Genomic DNA, 18,693 nt, shown 5'->3' on the forward strand with positions numbered 1-18,693 from the left:
GATACATCGGCAGCAGCGAGGCGATACCGACATCGGCCTCTTTCAGCGCCTTCTTGAAGGACCGGATGCGCTCGGGAAAGACGCGCGGCGCCTTGAACCATTCGAGGAAATCGGCGCGCGGGCTGAGCTCGATCCAGTCGAAGCCGAGTTCCTTTACTTTGGCCGGGAGGGCTTCGAGGCTGCTAAAACGGTGCATGTGGGGGTCGATGGCGATTTTCATCGGTCTTGATCCTTCTCAATGTTTCAATTGGATGGCGGCGGCGGATGGTCGTCATGACCGGCCATGTAATTTTCCACCTCTGCGCTTAGATCGGCGAGCGCTTCACCACCGGCCATCAGATCAGTGATTTCCTCGCGGGATTTCTCGCCCTTGCGGAAGTTGGCGGCGACCGCGCCACGGATGAGCACGGCGAAATGGTCGCCGACTGCGATTGCGTGGGTGACCTGATGGGTGATGAAGATCACCGCGACCCCCCGCTTGCGTGCTTCCAGCACGATGCGCAGAACGTGGGACGCCTGTTTCACGCCCAGCGCTGCCGTCGGCTCGTCAAGGATGAGAACACGTGCGCCAAAATGCACCGCGCGGGCGATGGCGAGCGATTGCCGTTCGCCGCCGGAGAGCCCGCCGATCAGGCGGTCGCCGTCATCGATGCGGGTGATACCGAATTCCTGCACGGCCTTGACGGCGATTTCATTGGCTTTCTTGCGGTCGTAAATCCGGAAGGGCCAGAAACCTTTGGTCGGTTCGGCGCCAACGAAGAAGGAGCGGCCGATGCTCATCAACGGAAAGGTTCCGCCGAACTGATGAACAGTGGAAATCCCCATGCGCTGTGCGTCGCGCGGCCCGTCGAAATTGATCGGCTTTCCATCCATCAACAATTCGCCTGAGCTGGGCTGGTATACGCCAGCCAGCGTCTTGATCAGCGTGGATTTTCCAGCGCCATTGTCTCCCAGCAGGCAGAGCACTTCGCCCGCCCGCACCTTCAGCGAGATATCGTGCAGAACATCGATGGGGCCGAAGGATTTATTGACACTCTTAAGTTCGAGAATGGGTGTCGTCATCGTCCGTCCTCACTTCTTCTTCGGCGAATAGGTGAGCGCCATGACACGGAAAGTGTTGTTCATGAGCACGGCCAGGAGCAGCATGACGCCGATGATGAGGCTTGACCAGTTGCGGTCGAAGGCGGTGAAATAAATGCCCTGATTGACGATGGCGAAGGTGATGGTGCCGAGAAAAATGCCAATCACCGAACCGAAGCCGCCGGTCAGCAACACCCCGCCCACGACGACCGCGATGATGGAGTTGAAGATGAAGGTCATGCCCGCCGAGACTTGGGCGACATTGAACAATATGGCCTGACAGACGCCGACGAAGGAGGCGCTGACAGAGGAAAGGACGAAAAGCGTCACCGTCAACTTGTCGGTGGGAATGCCGGCGTTGCGAGCGCTCACGCGGTCGCCGCCCATGGCGAAGATCCAGTTTCCGAAGGGCGAATAATGGACATAGAAGACATAGATCGCCGTCAGCAGCAGCCACCAGATGATACTGACCTGAAAACTGCCGCCGATGAACTGTCCGAACAGGAATTTGGCGATTGGGCCGGATTGGGCCGGACTTAGCGCCACACTGGTCGTTCCAGTCAGCAGCACCGAAAAACCGAGGATCAGACCCTGCACGGCAAAGAGCGTGCCGAGCGTCACGATCAAGGATGGCACCACGGTTCTTATGACCAGAAAGCCATTGATCAGCCCGACAAGTACACCAAGGCAAAGCGCGCCGATGATGCCGAGCCAGATCGGCATGCCGTAATAACCGGAGATAATGGCGACCGTCAGCGCGCCGGCCGGGATCATTGCGCCGATGGAAATATCCAGCTCGCCGGAAATCATCAGCAACCCGACGGGAATGGCGACGATACCAAGATTGGCAGCGACATTCAGCCAGCTTGCGGCGCCGGCGGGTTTCAGAAATTCGATGCTGCCGAAGACAACAAAGAAGGCAAGAACAAAAACAAGGCCGAGAAAGGCGCCCGATTCCGGACGGCGCAAAAGGTCGCCCAACGAGAGATTTTTCACGTCGTTCACTCCACTATTAGTCAAAGGTTTCGAGGCGGTGTCCTTTGCCCGTCAGGTCCCGATCCCCGGTACGGCGGGGGTCGGGGCAGGGCGTGTCTCACCGCTCAGCGCGCACCCTTGGCGACGCCGGCAAGCGTGGCTTCGATGTTGGATTTGTCGACGATGCTCGGTCCGGTCAGCAGTGGGGCGGTCGGCAGATCGGTGCCGAAATCGATGGCCGAGGCCAGAAGCGTCACCGCCAGCAGCGATTGCAGGTAGGGCTGCTGGTCGATTGCGAAACCCTGCGTTCCGTCCTTGATCCGGTCGAGGCCGGACTGGTTGAGATCGAAAGTGCCGAGCAGGGCGGTTTCGGTTTTGCCGGCCTGCATGACGCCGATGGCGGCCGAATCCGCGTCACCTGCCGAAATGGTAAGGACGCCGTCGATCTTGCCGTCCTGAAGCAGCGTGGCCTTGATCGCTTCGGCGACGGCGGTGGCATCGCCGAAGCTGGTGGCGGGAAGCGGCAGCTGCTTGCCGGTGCCGCCGGCCTTGGTGATGCCGTCAAGGACCCCTTTGCATCGTGCTTCGAGATTGGCGGCGCCAGGAACGGTGTTGACACAGATAACGTTCTTTTTGCCCTGCCTGGCGAAATATTCGCCGCCGGCCACACCGGCCAGATATTCATCGGAGCCGACATAATTGATCGCGCCAAGTTCCCTGGCCTTCTCGTGCCCCCCGGCATTCATGAGAATGACCTTGATGCCGGCATTGATGGCTTCCCGGATCGCTGGGTCCTCGCCTTCCGGAACCCAGTTCGGAATGACGAGGCCGTCGACCTTCTGACTGATGGCGGTCTGGATCAGCTGCACCACATCGGGTGCAAAGTTGTCGTAGGTTTGCAGGCGGAGATAGTTGACCTTGCCACCATTCGCCTCGACCACGAGGCGTGCGTCGTCGACACCTTTTTTGATGAGGTTCCAGAACGCATCGTCATTCTTGCCGCCGACAACGGCGATATTGGCCGCAAACGCACCGGATGCCATCACAAGCGACGCAGCGCCCGCGACCAGAAATTTCCTGAAAAATGCCATTGTTTCCTCCCTGCCCATTCTCCCAACGGGCTCTCATGATGGGATGATTTATATCTTTCATTTTCATAAGAATGGAATTTATATTTCATTTAATGTTGCATTTCGTATCATTATATGTCATTCAGGAATGATAGGATTGTGAGGCGCCATGAACCGACCGACCATCACCGATCTTGCGAAGGCCGCGGGCGTCAGCATCTCCACGGTGAACCGGCTGCTGCACGGTTCGACCGCCGTGCGACAGGATACGATCGACCAGATTCTCAAGGCGGCGGAGGAAATCGGTTTTTATGGTCTCGGCACCATCAAGGACCGTCGTCGCGAGGCTATGCCTCACCACAGGCTCGGCTTTCTGATGCAGCAATCCCACCGGCCGCTCTATCGGCTTTGGGCGGAAGGGATCATTGCCGCCGCACGCCAGCGGCCGGATAGCATTATCGAGCCGGACGTTGTTTTCGAGGACGATCTTTCGCCGGAGGCCGTCTCCGCCAATCTCCTGAAGATGGGGCAATCCTGCAGCGCAATCGCTGTGGTGACGGCCGACCACCCGCTTGTCAGCCAGGCGATCGACGAACTGCGGGGCAGGGGCGTTCCCGTGGTGACTTATGTGTCCGATCTGTCCGCGGCGAGCCGGGCGGGCTTTGTCGGGACCGATAGCTGGAAACGCGGCCGCACGGCGGCGTGGTTCCTTAGCCAGACGGTGAAGGGCGAGGGAACGGTCGTGCCGCTGATTGGCAGCAATCGTTACCAGTGTCAGGATGTTTCTGATGCGAGTTTTCGCTCCTATATGCGGGAGAACACCCCCGAACTTCAGGTCGCGGAAACGCTGCTGACCCACGAGGAGCCGGAAAATGCCTATGTCATCGTTCGGGACATGATTGCTGCCGAACACGGGCTCAGGGGGATTTATGTCAATGGCGGCGGCATATCTGGTGTTCTGCGCGCACTTCGAGAACTGCCTGTCGAGCGGCAGCGCGGCATAAAAATCATCTGTAACGATATCGGCCCGGAAACGCGCAAGGGCCTCAACGAAGGGCTGATCACCGCATCGCTGCCGCTTCCCCTCGACAGGATGCCGCAGCAGTTGATCGACGTAATGTTACGGCGCATCGAAAACGGTGGTTCGTCCTCCGTCGAACAGCGGATTGTGCCCTTCGAAATCCTGACACCCGAAAGCATCTGGACCTAGCTCGGCATGCTCACCGGAATTTGAGGCTCATCCGGGCAAAATCGTCCACGGGCTTTCGGCAAAAGCGCACAGCATGATGACTGGACGGAGCGTCGCCTCGAGGCGGCTCCGCACCACGTCGCCAGCGCGATTGCGGAAACCGTTCTCATCGCCCACAAGACCGGCAGAGAGTAACCTCTTCCACATCCTGTTCAGCCAGATTTCTACCGCAGCAGTCAACCCGCGTCGGCGCGTATCCCTGCATGCGTGGTCTGCAGTATTTCCCGCGCAGCAGCCACCAAGTTGTTGAGCGGCCGGTCGTCACGGTAAAAGGGCACTGTCGTTCGGATACGCTGGTGGAGCGTATCGGTGCCGGGTGCACGGCCGGCTTTGTCTGGTTGCATGTCGTAAGCCTGCGCCGCGCTCATGATCTCGATCGCCAGAATGGTTTCCAGATTGCCGATAATCGAAAGTGTCTTGTCGGCAGCGGCGGTGGCATGAGTGAGTATGTCCTCCTGCAGAGCGGAGGTGATGCCGCCATCGAGGCTGGCGGGAACGGCAAGGCGGCGATTTTCTGCGGCAAGCGCTGCGGCCGTGTACTGGATGATCATGAAACCGGAACAGACACCGTCACTTTCTGCCAGAAAGGCAGGCAGCCCGCTGACAAGCGGGTTGACGAGCCGGTCGATACGGCGCTCGGAAATCGCGGCAAGTTCGGCTGCGGCCGTTGCCAGCCCATCCATGGCAAGCCCGAGTGCCGCGCCAACTGCATGGGCCTGGGAATGGACCTCGGGCGCCTGCGGCGTGCCGGTGACAACAGGATTATCCGTGACGCTCGCAAGCTCGCGGTTCACGACGTCGGCGATCTGCGCGACGCTATCCCGAACGGCGCCGTGCACCTGCGGCACGGCGCGCAGGCTGAGCGGATCCTGCGTGCGCGATCCGGCCGACCGGGCAAGAAGCGGGCTTCCGGCCAGGAGTTGGCGCAGGTTCGCGCCGACGGTCTGGATGCCGGGCGAGGCGCGTAGCGCAAGCGGCTCTGCGGCGAAGGGGTCCGCCTGTGCGCCAAGATTTTCATAGCTCATAGCAGCTGCCGCATCGGCCCAGTCGATAAGGGAAGTGGTGCGGGCAAGTGCGAGGCTGGCGAGACCGGTGGCGCAGGGTGTGCCGTTGACGAGACTCAGCCCTTCCTTTGCCTGCAGGACCATGGGTTCGAGGCCGAGCTTTTCCAGCCCTTGTCTGCCGCTGATCAATTCGCTCCCGTGGCGGGCCTCGCCCTCGCCGATCAGCAGGAGGCCTATGGCCGCGGCATGGGTGAGGTAACCCACCGACCCCTTCGAGGGAATGACGGGAAGAATATCGCCATTCAGCAGGGCCAGCAGCGCTTCAACCGTTTTGACCTGCACGCCGGAGTAACCATGCGCGAAGTTGTTGATCTGGGCAGCCATGATGGCGCGCGTTTCTTCGCGCCCGAGCGGTTCTCCGACGCCGCAGGAATGGCTGAGCAGGATGTTTCGGGAGAGGGCCTGCTGTTGCGGAATATCCACGATCACATCGCAGAGCGCACCGACACCCGTGTTGATGCCGTAACCGCGCACGCGTTTTTCGACGAGTGCATCAACGATGGCGCGGGCATCGGCAATACGCTGCCACGCCGCATCCGACAGGGAAAGCGTCGCACCCTTTGCGACAGCGGCGATCTCTTGCCAGGTAAGGGGACGATCGATGGTGATCGTATCAGCCATGCTGGGCTTCCCCCGCACCTGCGCGGCGCTCCACGAAACGGGCGACATAGTCGTTTGCGGGGCTGTTGAGGATCTGGTCCGGCGTTCCCACCTGTACCAGTTTTCCATCCTTCAGGATCGCGATCTGCGCACCGATGCGGAGCGCCTCGTCAAGATCGTGGGTGATGAAGACGATGGTCTTGTGCAGGTTCTTTTCGAGCTGGAGCAACTGGTCCTGCATGTCGGCGCGGATCAGCGGGTCGAGCGCTGAAAAGGCCTCGTCCATCAGGATGACATCGGTATCGGCCGCCAGCGCGCGGGCGAGACCCACACGCTGTTTCATGCCGCCGGAAAGCTGGTGGGGAAACTTGTCCTCGTAGCCTGAAAGGCCGACAGTCTCGATCCACTTCATGCCGATGGGCCGTGCGTCGGCCTTGGTCAGCCCGCGCACGCGCTGGCCATAAACGACGTTCTGCAAGACGGTGCGGTGCGGCATCAGGCCGAAATTCTGGAACACCATGCTGACGCGCCGGTTGCGGAAATCCCGCAGCTCCTTCGCCCTGAGGGCGAGAACATTGTCGTCTCCGACGAGAATCTCGCCGCTCGTCGGCTCGATAAGACGGTTGATGTGGCGCACCAGCGTCGACTTGCCGGAGCCGGAGAGGCCCATGATCACGAAAATGCGGCCGCCCGCTATATCGAGGCTGACATTGTCGAGGCCGACGCTGCATCCCGTCTTCGCCAGGATTTCGCTCTTTTCCGCGCCCTGCTGCGCCATGGCGAGCGCAGCCTTCCAGTTGCCGCCGAAAATCTTGGACACGTTACGGATATGGATATCAGTCATTGCCCATTTCCTTCCGGCTGGATCGGCCAAAACCCTGGGTGATACGATCGAGCACGATTGCGAGAATAACGATGCCGAGACCCGCTTCGAGGCCCTTACCGACATCAAGCGTCTGGATGCCGTTCAGCACCTGTTCGCCAAGACCGCGCGCACCGATCATCGAGGCGACGACGACCATGGAAAGCGCCATCATGATCGTCTGGTTGAGACCGGCCATGATCGTGGGTGTGGCAAGCGGCAATTCGACGCCGAAAAGGATCTGTCTCGGGCTGCCGCCAAAGGCGGTCGCCGCCTCCACCACTTCCCGGTCCACCTGCCGGATGCCGAGATCGGTCAGGCGGATCAACGGCGGCACGGCATAGACGATGGTGGCAAGTACGGCCGGGACTTTGCCGAGGCCGAACAGCATGATGGCGGGGATGAGATACACGAAGCTCGGCATGGTCTGCATGACATCGAGGATCGGCAGGGTGATACGCCGGGCCCATTCGCTTTTGGCAAGCAGGATACCCATTGGCACGCCGATGACGATGGAGATGACGCTGGCAATCAGCATCAGCGCCAGCGTCTGCATCGTCAGGTCCCAGAGACCGAGCGCACCGACGATGAAAAGCATCACCGCCACCATGATGACGAGCGAAATCTTTTTCGCCGCGAACCAGGCGAGCACCAGGAAGACCAGAAAAATGACCCACCACGGCAGACCGCGCAGCGCCCATTCCACGAAGAGGATCGCCTGCAGGATCGTCTGTGAGATCGCCTTGAAAAGGTAGCCGTAGTTTACCACCAGCGAGCGCACGATCTCATTGATCGGGCCGCGGATGGAAATATGGAAAACTTCAGGAAACATTGGTGTCGTCCTCGCGCCTGCCGACCCCATTTCCGGGAGGCCGGCCCCTGTCCTGACGGGAAAATGCGCGCCGGAAGTCCGGCGCGCCTGCGATGTTTACTTGACGGCGGCTTCGATACGCGCCTTGGCGTCCGCAGAAACCCAGCTGCTCCAGATATCGGCCTTGGTCTGAAGGAAGGTCTTGGCGGCGGCTGTCGCATCGACCTGCTTGTCGGTCATGTAGGCGAGGCTGGCGTTGATTTCCGTCAGCGGGAAGGTTGCCTTTTCAAGGATAGCGATGATCTCAGGCGCTTCCTTGGCAAAGGTGCTGTTCACGCCATAGGCCACCTCGACGGAGGGGAAGGCGCAACCGGCGTCGCGCTTTCCATCCGCGCTTGTCAGTTCCTTCCAGCAGGCGTCGCTATAGGCCGGCTCCTGCAGCTGGACGAGCTTGTATTTGCCCATGATTGCCGTGGGGCTCCAGTAGTAGAACAGCATCGGCTCGCCCTGGAGATAGGCGGCGGCAATTGCGGCATCGAGCGCAGTGCCGGTGCCCGGGCGGAAGTTCACATAGTTTGCTTCCAGCTTGTATGCCTGCAGCTTGGCGGTGTTGACGCCTTCGCAGGTCCAGCCCGACGGGCAATTGAGGAAGCGGCCCTTGGTAGGCTCTTCCGGGTCCTTGAACAGTTCGACGATCTTCGGATCGGAAAGCTGGTCGACGCTCTTCAGGTCCGGAGCTTTGGCTTCGATGCCTTTTGCGGGGTCGCCCTTGATCAGATATTCCGGCACGAACCAGCCTTCGGCGGCGCCGACGAAGGTCTTGCCAACTGACGTGACCTGGCCTGCTTCCGCAGCCTTGTTCCAGACGTCGGAGCGGCCGATCCATTCTTCAGCGAAGATCTGCACGTCATTATTGGCGGTTGCCTGTTCCAGCGTCACGGAGTTGCCGGGAATGGAATCGACCTTGCAATCATAGCCCTTGGAAAGGATTTCCTTCATGACTTCGGTGATGAAAGCGCCGCTTTCCCAGTCGATGCCGGCGAAGGTGATGGTCTTTCCTGCGCTGCAATAGCCTTCCGCCTTGGCCGCGCCTGCGGACGCTCCCATGATGAGCGCGGTGGTGGCCAGCGCGATTTTCAGTTTTGAATTCAGCATTGCATTCCCCTTTTGGTTTGATGATTGGCAATTTGCTGGCATGCGTGAACCGGGCGCGCCCTGGGCAGGTGTTTGCCCCTGAGCCCGGTGGTCATTGATGCATTTCATATCCCGTCAAAATCGGCGGCCGGGCGCTCGTCGAATCAATATGGAATTCGATGTTCACCTCGAAGCGGCGTGCCGGAAGTTCACTATACAACTTTGGGAAATTCGCATGGGGTGCGCGTATCGGCGACTTTGGGTCGAACGCGCCTGCGGCTGGCCGGTTCTGAAAAGGATGAGCTTTCAGCGCATATTGCCCAAGCGAGCCTTCAAATACAGCTTTAGCTCCGGCATGGCAGCTGCTGCCCTTGCGCTGAGCGGGCATTTGAATATCGCTCCGACCGTCGGCGGGAGACTTGCGGCTGCCAGAGATCGAGTCTTCGCTCGCCATTATTTTCCCCTCAAGTTGTATATGTAACTTCACATATTTGCGAAAGACAAGCAAGATAGGATGTGATAATTTTGTGCTTGCGCGGATTCTGGCTGCGTTTTGTGCAGTCGCCCGATTTTTAGGAGTTTTAATGCTGCCCGTCATCGAAAGCGAGTTTTCTGTCTCGGGCGATCGCTCCTCCCTGCCGCTGTATGAGCGGGTGAAGGAACAGATCAAGGAAAAGATCGCCAGCGGAGAGTGGTTGACGAACCACAGGATACCCTCAGAAAACGAGATGGTCGACATGCTGGGTGTCAGCCGCATGACGGCAAACCGCGCCTTGCGGGAGCTGGCAACCGAGGGGGTGATTGTTCGCGTGCAGGGGCGCGGGTCTTTCGTCGCTCCTAAAAAGCGAAGCGCCGGCATGATGGGCGTGCGTAACATCGCCGACGAGATCAAGGAGCGCGGTTCAACCCATCGGCCAAGCCTGATCCTCGCCCAGACGGAAGTTTGCGGTCCGGATCTCGCAACGGCGCTCGAGATCGCCGTGGGAGCGAAAGTTTTCCACTCCATCATCGTGCACCATGAAGATGACGTGCCGATCCAGCTCGAAGATCGCTTCGTCAATGCGGAGATCGCTCCGGATTATCTGATGCAGGATTTCAATACGCTCACGCCGAATGCCTATCTGACGGCGGCGGCACCTATTTCCCGGACCGAGCAGTTCATCGAGGCGGCGTCGCCACAGCCCTGGGAATGCAAGCTGATGGCCATCAGCCGAAACGAGCCCTGCCTTCTCGTGCGCCGCAGAACCTGGTCGTCGAGCCGTGCCGTCACGTCCGTGCGGCTGCTCTATCCCGGTTCCCGATACCGGCTTGAAAGTCAGGAATAGAGGTCTGCGGCCGCGTGCAGTGATGCCTATGCCAGCAGCCCGCGCATGATCAGTTCGAGATGAATCTTCAGAACGGCCTGCCTGTCTAAAATGCGCCGGTCGTTGAAAATCAGCCGAAACACCAATGTTCCAACCATGGGCGACATCACGACCTTGGCGAGTTCGGGGGGATTGGCCCTGAACCTTTTTTTCGCCACGCCTTCCTCGAGGATCGTATTGATGCGCTCGAAGACCGGCGCCATCAACGTGTCATGATGCTGGTCGATGAGATCGGGGAATTTTGCGCCTTCCGCAAGGATGAGGCGGAACAGTTCCCGCATTTTCTTGTTGTCGACGAGTGCGTCGAACATGAATTCCAGTAACAGGCGCAGCTCCTCGACGGGGTCGTCGGATGTATGCGCATAGGCCTTGAACGCTTCCTGGAATGGCTGGGAGGCGTGCTTGACCATTGCCTCGAAGAGCGCCTCCTTGGTTTCGAAATAGACGTAAACCGTCCCTTTCGTCACACCCACCCGTTCCGCGATGTCTTCTACCCGTGTCGCGGTAAATCCCCTTTTGGTGAATTCCTCGAATGCGGCATCGAGAATTTGCAACGGACGTTGTATCTTCTGTTCAGCACGTGTCAGTTTTGCTTTCGCCATGGCCCCGGATCCCTTTGTTTTTTCGGCGCGTGCCCTTCTGTCCGTCGCGATAGGCGGAAATGAGAGATGGTTTGCCTATAGCACCGTCGCAAAAACCGGAATGGATTTTTGTGAAGGCGCGCGCATGCTTCAATATGCCGGAACATTGCCAATGCGCCCGCAAGGATATGCCGGACGAAGTGGAATGATCATTCGGGAGGTTGGCCTGATGTTCCGGACAGATCCCCGATCGGCGGCATAAGAATTTCATTGACTATTCAGTCAGTCAAATATTATAGGATGAGGCGAAGATCAAGAGGTCACCATGAAAACCATCCTTATCGCGGCGGCGCTTGGCGGCATTTTCGCCCTGTCGTCCTGCAGCAATGAAGAGCCGCCTGCGGAAAAGCCGCTGCGCACCGTCGGCGTGGTCGCGGCTGAAAAGAAGCCCGTTGATCGCGGCAGCGTCATAACGGGTGAAGTGAGGGCAAGGGTCCAGACGGACCTGTCTTTCCGGGTCAGCGGCAAGATCACCGAGCGGCTGGTGGATGTGGGTACACGGGTCAAGACCGGGCAATTGCTTGCCCGCATGGATCCTGAAGAGCAAAAGGCCGATCTCGATGTTGCGCTCGCCAACCTGCAATCCGCAGAAGCGCAGCAGACGCAGGCGCAATTGACGTTCGACCGTCAGCAAAGCCTGTTCAGGACGCAGGTGACCTCGCGTTCGGCAGTCGACAAGGCCCAGGAAACCCTGCTGACGACGCAGGGCGCGGTGAGATCGGCGCAGGCGCAGCTCGACACGGCACGGGATGCCCTGTCCTACACCGAACTCAGGGCGGATGCGGACGGCGTGATCACGGCGCGCAATGTCGAAGTCGGCCAGGTGGCGCAGGCCGCCCAGCTTGTCTTCACGCTGGCGCATGACGGACCGCGCGATGCGGTCTTCGATGTCTATGAATCCCTGTTTCTCGAGCGCGACATCGACAATCTCGTCAATGTCAGCCTCCTGTCAGATCCCGCCCGCAGCGTTGCGGCGCCGGTGCGGGAGATTTCTCCGACGATCGACCCCGACAATGGAACGATCAGGGTCAAGGTGGGTCTGAACGGTGATCTGACCATGCCGCTCGGGGCGCCTGTATCCGGCCATTTCCGCTTCAAGCAGGTCGATGCGATTGAGCTTCCCTGGTCGGCGATGACGTCGCAGGACGGCTTTCCCGCCGTCTGGGTGGTCGATCCGCAATCCTCGGAAATCGCCATGCGGCGCGTCGAGGTCGCTGACTACGAGACCGGTCAATTCGTCATCGCGCAAGGACTTAATCCCGGCGATCTCGTCGTCACCGTCGGGACCAAATTTCTCCGCACCGGTGAAAAAGTCGCCTATGAAAAGGGGCAGGCACAATAATGTCCAGTATATACAGAAGCTTGTTTTTGGTGGCTGTGGCGATTGCGGTCTCCTCCTGCGAGGAGAAGCAGGAAGCCGCCGCCGAGGCGCCGCGTCCGGTACTTTCCGTCGTCGTGGAAGAGAAGCCCGCCGATGCGCTGCGGCTGACCGGCACGGTGGAATCGCGTATTCAGACCGATCTCGGTTTTCGTGTTCTCGGTCGGATCATCGCCCGCAATGTCGATGTGGCCGATCTGGTCAAGAAAGGCGATGTGGTCGCGTCGATCGATCCGCTGGCGCTCGAGCTTGCGGTGAAGAGTGCGCAATCCGATCTTTCCAATGCGGAAGCGCAGCTGGCCAACGCGGTCACGACGGAACAGCGTCAGCGCGTGCTGGCTGAAGCCCGCAGCGGCACGGAAGCCGCACTGGAAGAAGCCGAACAGGCAACACGCACCGCCAACGCCGCCGTCGCCAAGGCCCGCGCCAATCTGGACAAGGCCGAGGAGCAGCTGGGTTATGCGCAGCTGCATGCGGAATTTGACGGCGTGGTGACGGCAACCTCAGGCGAAATCGGTCAGGTTGTTTCGGCCGGCCAAACGGTCGTGACGATTGCCCGGCCGGAAGTGCGCGATGTGGTGGTCGATGTTCCGCAATTTGCGGCGCAGCGGCTCGAGATCGGTTCCGCCTTCGAGATCGCCCTGCAGCTTGACCCGAAAATCCGCACCACCGGCGTGGTGCGCGAGATCGCTCCGGAAGCCGAAACGGCAACGCGCACGCGCCGCACGAAGATCAGCCTGCAGGATGCGCCGCCGGCATTCAGGCTGGGTTCCGTCGTCACGGCCTCGGTGCTTGCCGCATCCGAACCGCAGATCATGCTTCCCGCATCAGCCCTGCTGAAAACAGATAGTGGGTGGGGTGTCTGGATCGTCAATGCCGACAAGGCAACGGTGACGTTGCGCCCTGTCACGATAGAAGGTGAGCCGACTGAGGGCGGCAGCGTGCGTATCACCGACGGCGTCAAGCCCGGCGAGCGCGTCGCTAGCGCCGGTGTTCACAAGCTCAAGGATGGACAGGCCATCAGGATCGATCAGGAGGTCCGTCAGTGAAGAAATTCAATCTCTCCGACTGGGCGCTCGAACACCGTTCGCTCGTCTGGTACTTCATGCTGGTCTTCGTTCTCGCCGGCGTTTTCTCCTATCTCAACCTCGGCCGTGAGGAAGATCCGAACTTCACCATCAAGACGATGGTGATCAGCGCGCAATGGCCCGGTGCTTCCGCGGAGGAAGTGGCCCGGCAGGTGACGGACCGGATCGAAAAGAAGCTCGAGGAGCTCGACAATCTCGACCATCTGCGCAGCCAGACGGTGGCTGGCCGCACCACAATCTTCGTGGAACTGGTGCCGGAAACCAAGGCACGCAATGTCGAACCGACCTGGGTGCGGGTGCGCAACATGATCGGCGACATCAAGGGGGAGTTTCCCTCCGGCGTGGTCGGCCCCTTCTTCAATGACCGTTTCGGCGATGTCTATGGCAATATCTACGCCTTCACCAGCGATGGTCTCAGCCAGCGGCAATTGCGCGACCTGGTGGAGGATGCCCGTGCAAAGGTGCTGACCGTCGACAATATCGGCAAGGTCGATGTCATCGGCGCGCAGGACGAGACGATCTATCTGGAGTTCTCCACGCGGCAGATCGCAGCCCTCGGCATCGATCAACAGTCGATCATCAAGACGCTGCAATCCCAGAACGCCGTCACGCAATCCGGCTTCGTTAATGCCGGGCCTGAGCGTGTGGCGCTGCGCGTCAGCGGCCAGTTCACTTCTGAAGACAGCCTGCGGTCCATCAATCTGCGGGTCAACAACCGGTTCTTCCCGCTGACGGAAGTGGCGACGATCAGGCGCGGTTATGTCGATCCGCCGTCATCGCTGTTCCGTTTTAACGGCCAGCCGGCTATCGGCCTTGCGATCGGCATGAAAACCGGCGCGAACCTGCTACATTTCGGCGAGGCGCTGGATGCACAGATGAAGCGTGTGGTGGCGGATCTGCCTGTTGGTGTCGATGTGCATCGTGTATCCGATCAGCCGGCCGTGGTCGATGAAGCGGTCTCCGGCTTCACTTCGGCGCTGTTCGAGGCGATTGCAATCGTTCTCGTCATAAGCTTCATCAGCCTTGGCCTCAGAGCCGGCATGGTGGTTGCCGTTTCCATTCCGCTCGTGCTGGCGATCACCTTCGTCTACATGGAATACACAGGCATTTCGCTGCAACGTATCTCGCTCGGCGCCCTTATCATTGCGCTCGGGCTTCTCGTCGACGATGCGATGATTGCAGTCGAGATGATGGTCGCGCGGCTCGAGGTCGGAGACGATCTCAGAAAAGCGGCGACCTATGTTTACACCTCCACCGCTTTCCCGATGCTGACGGGCACGCTGGTCACCGTGGCAGGCTTCATTCCGGTCGGTCTCAACAACTCCGCGGCGGGTGAATTCACCTTCACGCTTTTTGTGGTGATCGCCGTTTCGCTCATCGTATCGTGGATCGTCGCCGTCCTGTTCACGCCGCTTCTCGGCGTCACGATCCTGCCGAAGACGATGAAATCGCACCATGAAAAGAAGGGCCGGTTCGCCTCCGCCTTTTCCTGGCTCCTCGGGCGGGCGCTGCGCTGGCGCTGGGTGACGATCATCCTCACCATTGCCCTCTTCGGCCTTTCCGTCGGCGGCATGAGCCTCGTGCAGCAGCAGTTCTTCCCGTCATCCGACCGTGTGGAGTTGATCGTCGACTGGAACCTGCCGCAGAACAGCTCGATTGCCGAAACCAACCGGCAGATGGCGCAGTTCGAGCAGGAAATGCTGGCGAAAAATACGGATATCGACCATTGGACGACCTATGTCGGCGAAGGCGCACCGCGTTTCATCCTGTCCTTCGACGTGCAGACACCTGACGTCACCTTCGGCCAGACGGTCATCGTCACCAAGGGGCTGGATGTGCGCGACAAGGTGCGTGCCGAGCTGCAGGATTATCTGGACCGGACATTCATCGGCACCGACGCCTTCGTGAAATTGCTCGATATCGGTCCTCCCGTCGGGAAACCGGTCCAATATCGCCTGAGCGGTCCTGATATCCAGAAGGTCCGCGAACTCGGTCAGCAATTGTCCGGTATCGTCGGTGAACATCAGCTGCTCTCGAACCTCGTGATGGACTGGAACGAGCCGACGCGCGTGGTGAAGGTCGATGTCATCCAGGACAAGGCCCGGCAGCTCGGCGTCTCCTCGGAAGATATCGCCAATGCCATGAACAGCATTGTCGAGGGTTCTACCGTGACCCAGGTCAGGGACGATATTTACCTCGTCAACGTGGTGGCGCGCGCGCAACTGGCAGAGCGGGGGTCCATCGAGACGTTGCAGAACCTGCAATTGCCGGCGACGAACGGCAAGGCCGTGCCGCTCTCGGCGATTGCCAATTTCCGCTACGAACTGGAGCAGCCGACCATCTGGCGTCGTGACAGGATCCCGACAGTCACCGTCAAGGCCGCGATTATCGGCCCAACACAGCCAGCCACGATCGTGGAGCAGCTGAAGCCGAAACTCGAGGCTTTCGAGAAGACGCTTCCCGTCGGTTACAAGATGGAAGTCGGTGGCTCCGTGGAATCCAGCGCGGATTCGCAGGCTCCGATCGTTGCCGTGGTGCCATTGATGCTGTTTGCGATGGCGACGATCCTGATGGTTCAGCTGCAAAGCTTCAGCCGGCTGTTCCTGGTCTTCGCCGTTGCGCCGACGGCCTTGATCGGCGTCGTGGTGGCGCTGCTCTTCTCCAATGCGCCGATGGGCTTTGTCGCCATTCTCGGCGTGCTGGCGCTGATCGGTATCCTGATCCGCAACTCGGTCATTCTGGTGGTGCAGATCGAGCATCTGAGAAGCGAAGGGGTCTCGGCATGGCATGCCGTCATCGAGGCGACCGAGCACCGCATGCGGCCGATCATGCTGACGGCGGCGGCCGCCACCCTTGCCCTCATCCCCATCTCCCGGGAGATATTCTGGGGTCCGATGGCCTATGCGATGATGGGCGGCATCGTGGTGGGTACGGCGCTCACGCTGCTTTTCCTCCCCGCGCTCTATGTCGCTTGGTTCCGCATTCCGCGTGAGGATGACAAGCCGGAGGGAACAGAAATCAAGGCGTGACATCGGTGCGGGGCGAGGGTACGGCGTCGTTGTCCCCTCGCTCCAACAAAAATATCCACCGTCGTTGTTCCCGCGGTCAGGATAATGTTAGGAAGGTCGGCTTAGCTGCGAGAGCGGCGGCCGTCCTTTTGCGTTTGGACGGTTGTCTGGTTTTGCGTTGATATTGCGGACATATTGAGAGTGCGGAGGGTTTAAAGATGGGCGGGTTGTCGGATTGGCTTGCGGATGGGCAGCCGATCAATCGCAAGAATGCCGCAGAAGCGGTGTTCGATGATATCCGTTCGGCCATCACCTCGGGGCAGCTTGCGGTCGGCATCCGGCTGCCTTCGGAAGCCCATCTGGCAGCGCGATATGGCGTCAGCCGGCCGATCATTCGCGAGGCGCTGCGCTCGCTCCAGACCCTGGGGTTGACGCAGACCCGCACTGGAAGCGGCACCTATGTGATGACGCCGACGCCACCTTCCGAATTAAATTACGGCGCCTATTCCGCCCGCGATCTGATCGAGGCCCGCCCCTTCATCGAGGTGCCGGCAGCCGGTTGGGCGGCGTTGAGGCGGACCGATGCCCAGCTGGAGGTCTTGCTTGACCTCTGTGATCGGATGGAAGCCGAAGAAAGGCCGCATCCCTGGGTGCTGCTGGATGGGCAGTTTCATTGCGCCATTGCGGAAGCCTCGGCCAACAGGCTGTTCGCCAAGGTGGTGGCCGATGCGCGCGAAGCCCTATCCCAGCAATCCGAGATGGTGAACCTGATGGCCGGCCGCCGCGTCGCGTCGAATTTCGAGCACCGCCGGATCGTCGAGGCGATCCGGCGGGGTTCAGCGCCAGAGGCGCGGGAGGCGATGGAGCTTCACCTTGGGCAGGTGAAGCAGGTGGTGACGACGATCATTGGCGAAGATCGGCTTCGCCAGCCGTGACGGCAGGCAGGTTGGCAAGGTGTCGCGGGCTCAGCGCCTGCTGCAATTGCGCATCGGTGAGATAACCGCGCTCCAGAACCACCTGTGGCACCGTGCGGCCGCTGGCAAGCGCTTCCTTGGCTACTTCCGTTGCCGCATAATAACCGATCAGCGGGTTGAGCGCGGTGGCGAGACCGATCGATTCTTCCACGCGCTGCGCCATGATGGCCGGATTGGCCACGATGCCGTCGACGCAGCGTTCCGCCAAGGTGCGGCAGGCGGCGCTGAGCTGGCTGATGCTCTGTGAAAGCGCGCGCACGATGATCGGCTCGAAGGCGTTGAGCTGCAGCTGCCCGGCTTCGGCGGCCATGGTGATGGTGATGTCGTTGCCGATCACCGCATAGGCCACCTGGTTGACCACTTCGGGAATGACCGGGTTGATCTTGCCCGGCATGATGCTGGAACCCGCCTGAACCGAGGGCAGGGTGATTTCGCCGATCCCGGCGCGCGGGCCGGAAGAGAGCAGGCGAAGGTCGTTGCAGGTTTTCGACAGCTTCACGGCGACGCGCTTCAGCACGCCGGAGAGATGCACGAAGGCGCCGGGGTCCTGTGTGGCCTCGATCAGGTCGGCGGCCGTTACCAGCGGTCGTCCGGTCAGTTCCGCCAGATGCTGGCAGGCGAGCGCCGCATAACCGCGCGGTGCATTCAGCCCGGTGCCGATGGCGGTGGCGCCGAGATTGATCTCGTGCAGCAATGCCGCGGATTCGATCAGGCGCGCCTGATCTTCGCCGAGCATCACCACGAAAGTGCGGAACTCCTGGCCGAGCGTCATCGGCACGGCATCCTGCAATTGCGTGCGTCCGATCTTGATGAAGCCGGCAAATTCCTGCGCCTTGCGGTCGAAAGCGTCCTTCAGAACGCCCATGGAAGCCGCCAGATCGTCGATCGCCTCGATCAGTCCGACATTGATTGCGGTCGGATAGGCGTCGTTGGTCGATTGGCTGAGATTGACATGATCATTCGGGTGAAGGCGGGCATAGTCGCCTTTTTCGTGGCCAAGCAGTTCCAACGCGCGGTTGGCGATGACCTCATTGGCATTCATGTTGGTGGAGGTGCCGGCTCCGCCCTGAATTTCATCCACCACGAATTGCTCATGCAACGCGCCGGCGCGGATTTCGCGGCAGGCCTCGGCGATGGCTTCCATTCGTTCGGTGTCGAGCAGGCCGAGCTCGTGATTTGCGCGTGCCGCCGCCTCCTTCACATAGGCCAGTCCCCGGACGAGATAGGGGTTGTGGCCAATGGTCACCCCGGTGATCTTGAAGTTTTCCACAGCGCGCGCGGTGTGCACGCCCCAATAGACATCCGCGGGAATTTCCTTCGTTCCGAGCAAATCATGCTCCCTGCGCGTCACGCTCACTGTGTCCTCCACTGGCTTTAAGCGTTGCAAAATCTGTA

Annotated in this window: 16 protein-coding genes and 1 pseudogene; 6 read left to right on the plus strand and 11 right to left on the minus strand. The window is 60.3% G+C overall.

Annotated elements, in window-relative coordinates:
* The 4 genes and pseudogenes from ASB65_RS04180 to ASB65_RS04195 all read right to left on the minus strand — a co-directional run.
* Positions 1-220: pseudogene (locus ASB65_RS04180) on the minus strand (sugar phosphate isomerase/epimerase); the annotation flags it as partial.
* Between the two features lie 23 nt (positions 221-243).
* Positions 244-1,062 carry an ATP-binding cassette domain-containing protein gene (locus tag ASB65_RS04185; protein WP_003506065.1) on the minus strand — a complete coding sequence of 273 codons (819 nt, stop codon included), beginning with the start codon at positions 1,060-1,062 and terminating at the stop codon, positions 244-246.
* A gap of 9 nt (positions 1,063-1,071) precedes the next feature.
* Entirely contained in the window at positions 1,072-2,076 is a 1,005-nt protein-coding gene (locus ASB65_RS04190; protein ID WP_003506066.1) for an ABC transporter permease, read from the minus strand.
* 104 nt (positions 2,077-2,180) lie between these two features.
* A complete protein-coding gene (locus tag ASB65_RS04195; RefSeq protein ID WP_060723116.1) occupies positions 2,181-3,146 on the minus strand; it encodes a substrate-binding domain-containing protein in 966 nt (321 codons plus the stop codon).
* A gap of 148 nt (positions 3,147-3,294) precedes the next feature.
* Here ASB65_RS04195 and ASB65_RS04200 point away from each other — a divergent pair, with 148 nt between their 5' ends.
* Positions 3,295-4,335, plus strand: a complete 1,041-nt coding sequence (locus ASB65_RS04200; RefSeq protein WP_003506068.1) for a LacI family DNA-binding transcriptional regulator — start codon at positions 3,295-3,297, stop codon at positions 4,333-4,335.
* Positions 4,336-4,550: 215 nt separating this feature from the next.
* On the opposite strand, the gene ASB65_RS04205 is transcribed toward ASB65_RS04200, so the two are convergent.
* The 5 genes from ASB65_RS04205 to ASB65_RS27015 all read right to left on the minus strand — a co-directional run bounded on the left by ASB65_RS04205 (position 4,551) and on the right by ASB65_RS27015 (position 9,443).
* Positions 4,551-6,059, minus strand: a complete 1,509-nt coding sequence (locus ASB65_RS04205) for an HAL/PAL/TAL family ammonia-lyase (protein WP_060723117.1) — start codon at positions 6,057-6,059, stop codon at positions 4,551-4,553.
* On the minus strand, positions 6,052-6,882 hold the full coding sequence (locus ASB65_RS04210; RefSeq protein ID WP_060723118.1) for a quaternary amine ABC transporter ATP-binding protein: 831 nt from the start codon (positions 6,880-6,882) through the stop codon (positions 6,052-6,054). The genes ASB65_RS04205 and ASB65_RS04210 overlap by 8 nt, the downstream gene beginning before the upstream one ends.
* Positions 6,875-7,732: an ABC transporter permease gene (locus ASB65_RS04215; protein WP_060723119.1), complete on the minus strand. Its 858-nt coding sequence runs from the start codon at positions 7,730-7,732 to the stop codon at positions 6,875-6,877. The genes ASB65_RS04210 and ASB65_RS04215 overlap by 8 nt, the downstream gene beginning before the upstream one ends.
* Before the next feature lie 96 nt (positions 7,733-7,828).
* A complete protein-coding gene (locus tag ASB65_RS04220) occupies positions 7,829-8,866 on the minus strand; it encodes an ABC transporter substrate-binding protein (protein ID WP_060723120.1) in 1,038 nt (345 codons plus the stop codon).
* 91 nt (positions 8,867-8,957) lie between these two features.
* On the minus strand, positions 8,958-9,443 hold the full coding sequence (locus tag ASB65_RS27015; protein WP_236734553.1) for a hypothetical protein: 486 nt from the start codon (positions 9,441-9,443) through the stop codon (positions 8,958-8,960).
* On the opposite strand from ASB65_RS27015, the gene hutC reads away from it, so the two are divergent.
* Positions 9,430-10,170 carry a histidine utilization repressor gene (gene hutC / locus ASB65_RS04230; RefSeq protein ID WP_020012277.1) on the plus strand — a complete coding sequence of 247 codons (741 nt, stop codon included), beginning with the start codon at positions 9,430-9,432 and terminating at the stop codon, positions 10,168-10,170. The genes ASB65_RS27015 and hutC overlap by 14 nt on opposite strands.
* A 26-nt stretch (positions 10,171-10,196) precedes the next feature.
* Here the strand turns inward: hutC and ASB65_RS04235 are convergent, their stop codons facing one another.
* Positions 10,197-10,811 (minus strand): TetR/AcrR family transcriptional regulator, encoded by a 615-nt coding sequence (locus tag ASB65_RS04235; RefSeq protein WP_003506076.1) that lies wholly within the window; start codon positions 10,809-10,811, stop codon positions 10,197-10,199.
* Between the two features lie 304 nt (positions 10,812-11,115).
* On the opposite strand from ASB65_RS04235, the gene ASB65_RS04240 reads away from it, so the two are divergent.
* The 4 genes from ASB65_RS04240 to ASB65_RS04255 all read left to right on the plus strand — a co-directional run bounded on the left by ASB65_RS04240 (position 11,116) and on the right by ASB65_RS04255 (position 17,259).
* Entirely contained in the window at positions 11,116-12,192 is a 1,077-nt protein-coding gene (locus ASB65_RS04240; protein WP_020808557.1) for an efflux RND transporter periplasmic adaptor subunit, read from the plus strand.
* Positions 12,192-13,277, plus strand: coding sequence for an efflux RND transporter periplasmic adaptor subunit (locus tag ASB65_RS04245; protein ID WP_020808556.1), 1,086 nt, complete (start codon positions 12,192-12,194; stop codon positions 13,275-13,277). Before ASB65_RS04240 ends, ASB65_RS04245 begins: the two co-directional genes overlap by 1 nt.
* Positions 13,274-16,345 carry an efflux RND transporter permease subunit gene (locus tag ASB65_RS04250; RefSeq protein WP_020808555.1) on the plus strand — a complete coding sequence of 1,024 codons (3,072 nt, stop codon included), beginning with the start codon at positions 13,274-13,276 and terminating at the stop codon, positions 16,343-16,345. The genes ASB65_RS04245 and ASB65_RS04250 overlap by 4 nt, the downstream gene beginning before the upstream one ends.
* 197 nt (positions 16,346-16,542) lie before the next feature.
* Positions 16,543-17,259, plus strand: coding sequence for a FadR/GntR family transcriptional regulator (locus ASB65_RS04255; protein ID WP_003506080.1), 717 nt, complete (start codon positions 16,543-16,545; stop codon positions 17,257-17,259).
* On the opposite strand, the gene ASB65_RS04260 is transcribed toward ASB65_RS04255, so the two are convergent.
* Positions 17,228-18,655 (minus strand): aspartate ammonia-lyase, encoded by a 1,428-nt coding sequence (locus ASB65_RS04260; RefSeq protein ID WP_223567300.1) that lies wholly within the window; start codon positions 18,653-18,655, stop codon positions 17,228-17,230. The two genes, ASB65_RS04255 and ASB65_RS04260, sit on opposite strands and share 32 nt — an antisense overlap.
* Positions 18,656-18,693: the final 38 nt, after the last annotated feature.

It is taken from the genome of Agrobacterium tumefaciens str. B6, assembly GCF_001541315.1.
In the GTDB taxonomy this organism is placed as follows: domain Bacteria; phylum Pseudomonadota; class Alphaproteobacteria; order Rhizobiales; family Rhizobiaceae; genus Agrobacterium; species Agrobacterium radiobacter.

Bases quoted from the DNA above. Each gene is read 5' to 3' on its own strand.
- ASB65_RS04235 (WP_003506076.1), bottom strand. From the start codon at position 10,811: ATGGCGAAAGCAAAACTGACACGTGCTGAACAGAAGATACAACGTCCG.
- ASB65_RS04210 (WP_060723118.1), bottom strand. From the start codon at position 6,882: ATGACTGATATCCATATCCGTAACGTGTCCAAGATTTTCGGCGGCAAC.
- ASB65_RS04200 (WP_003506068.1), top strand. From the start codon at position 3,295: ATGAACCGACCGACCATCACCGATCTTGCGAAGGCCGCGGGCGTCAGC.
- ASB65_RS04215 (WP_060723119.1), bottom strand. From the start codon at position 7,732: ATGTTTCCTGAAGTTTTCCATATTTCCATCCGCGGCCCGATCAATGAG.
- ASB65_RS04195 (WP_060723116.1), bottom strand. From the start codon at position 3,146: ATGGCATTTTTCAGGAAATTTCTGGTCGCGGGCGCTGCGTCGCTTGTG.
- ASB65_RS04220 (WP_060723120.1), bottom strand. From the start codon at position 8,866: ATGCTGAATTCAAAACTGAAAATCGCGCTGGCCACCACCGCGCTCATC.
- ASB65_RS04185 (WP_003506065.1), bottom strand. From the start codon at position 1,062: ATGACGACACCCATTCTCGAACTTAAGAGTGTCAATAAATCCTTCGGC.
- ASB65_RS04205 (WP_060723117.1), bottom strand. From the start codon at position 6,059: ATGGCTGATACGATCACCATCGATCGTCCCCTTACCTGGCAAGAGATC.
- ASB65_RS04240 (WP_020808557.1), top strand. From the start codon at position 11,116: ATGAAAACCATCCTTATCGCGGCGGCGCTTGGCGGCATTTTCGCCCTG.
- ASB65_RS27015 (WP_236734553.1), bottom strand. From the start codon at position 9,443: ATGACGGGCAGCATTAAAACTCCTAAAAATCGGGCGACTGCACAAAAC.
- ASB65_RS04245 (WP_020808556.1), top strand. From the start codon at position 12,192: ATGTCCAGTATATACAGAAGCTTGTTTTTGGTGGCTGTGGCGATTGCG.
- hutC (WP_020012277.1), top strand. From the start codon at position 9,430: ATGCTGCCCGTCATCGAAAGCGAGTTTTCTGTCTCGGGCGATCGCTCC.
- ASB65_RS04255 (WP_003506080.1), top strand. From the start codon at position 16,543: ATGGGCGGGTTGTCGGATTGGCTTGCGGATGGGCAGCCGATCAATCGC.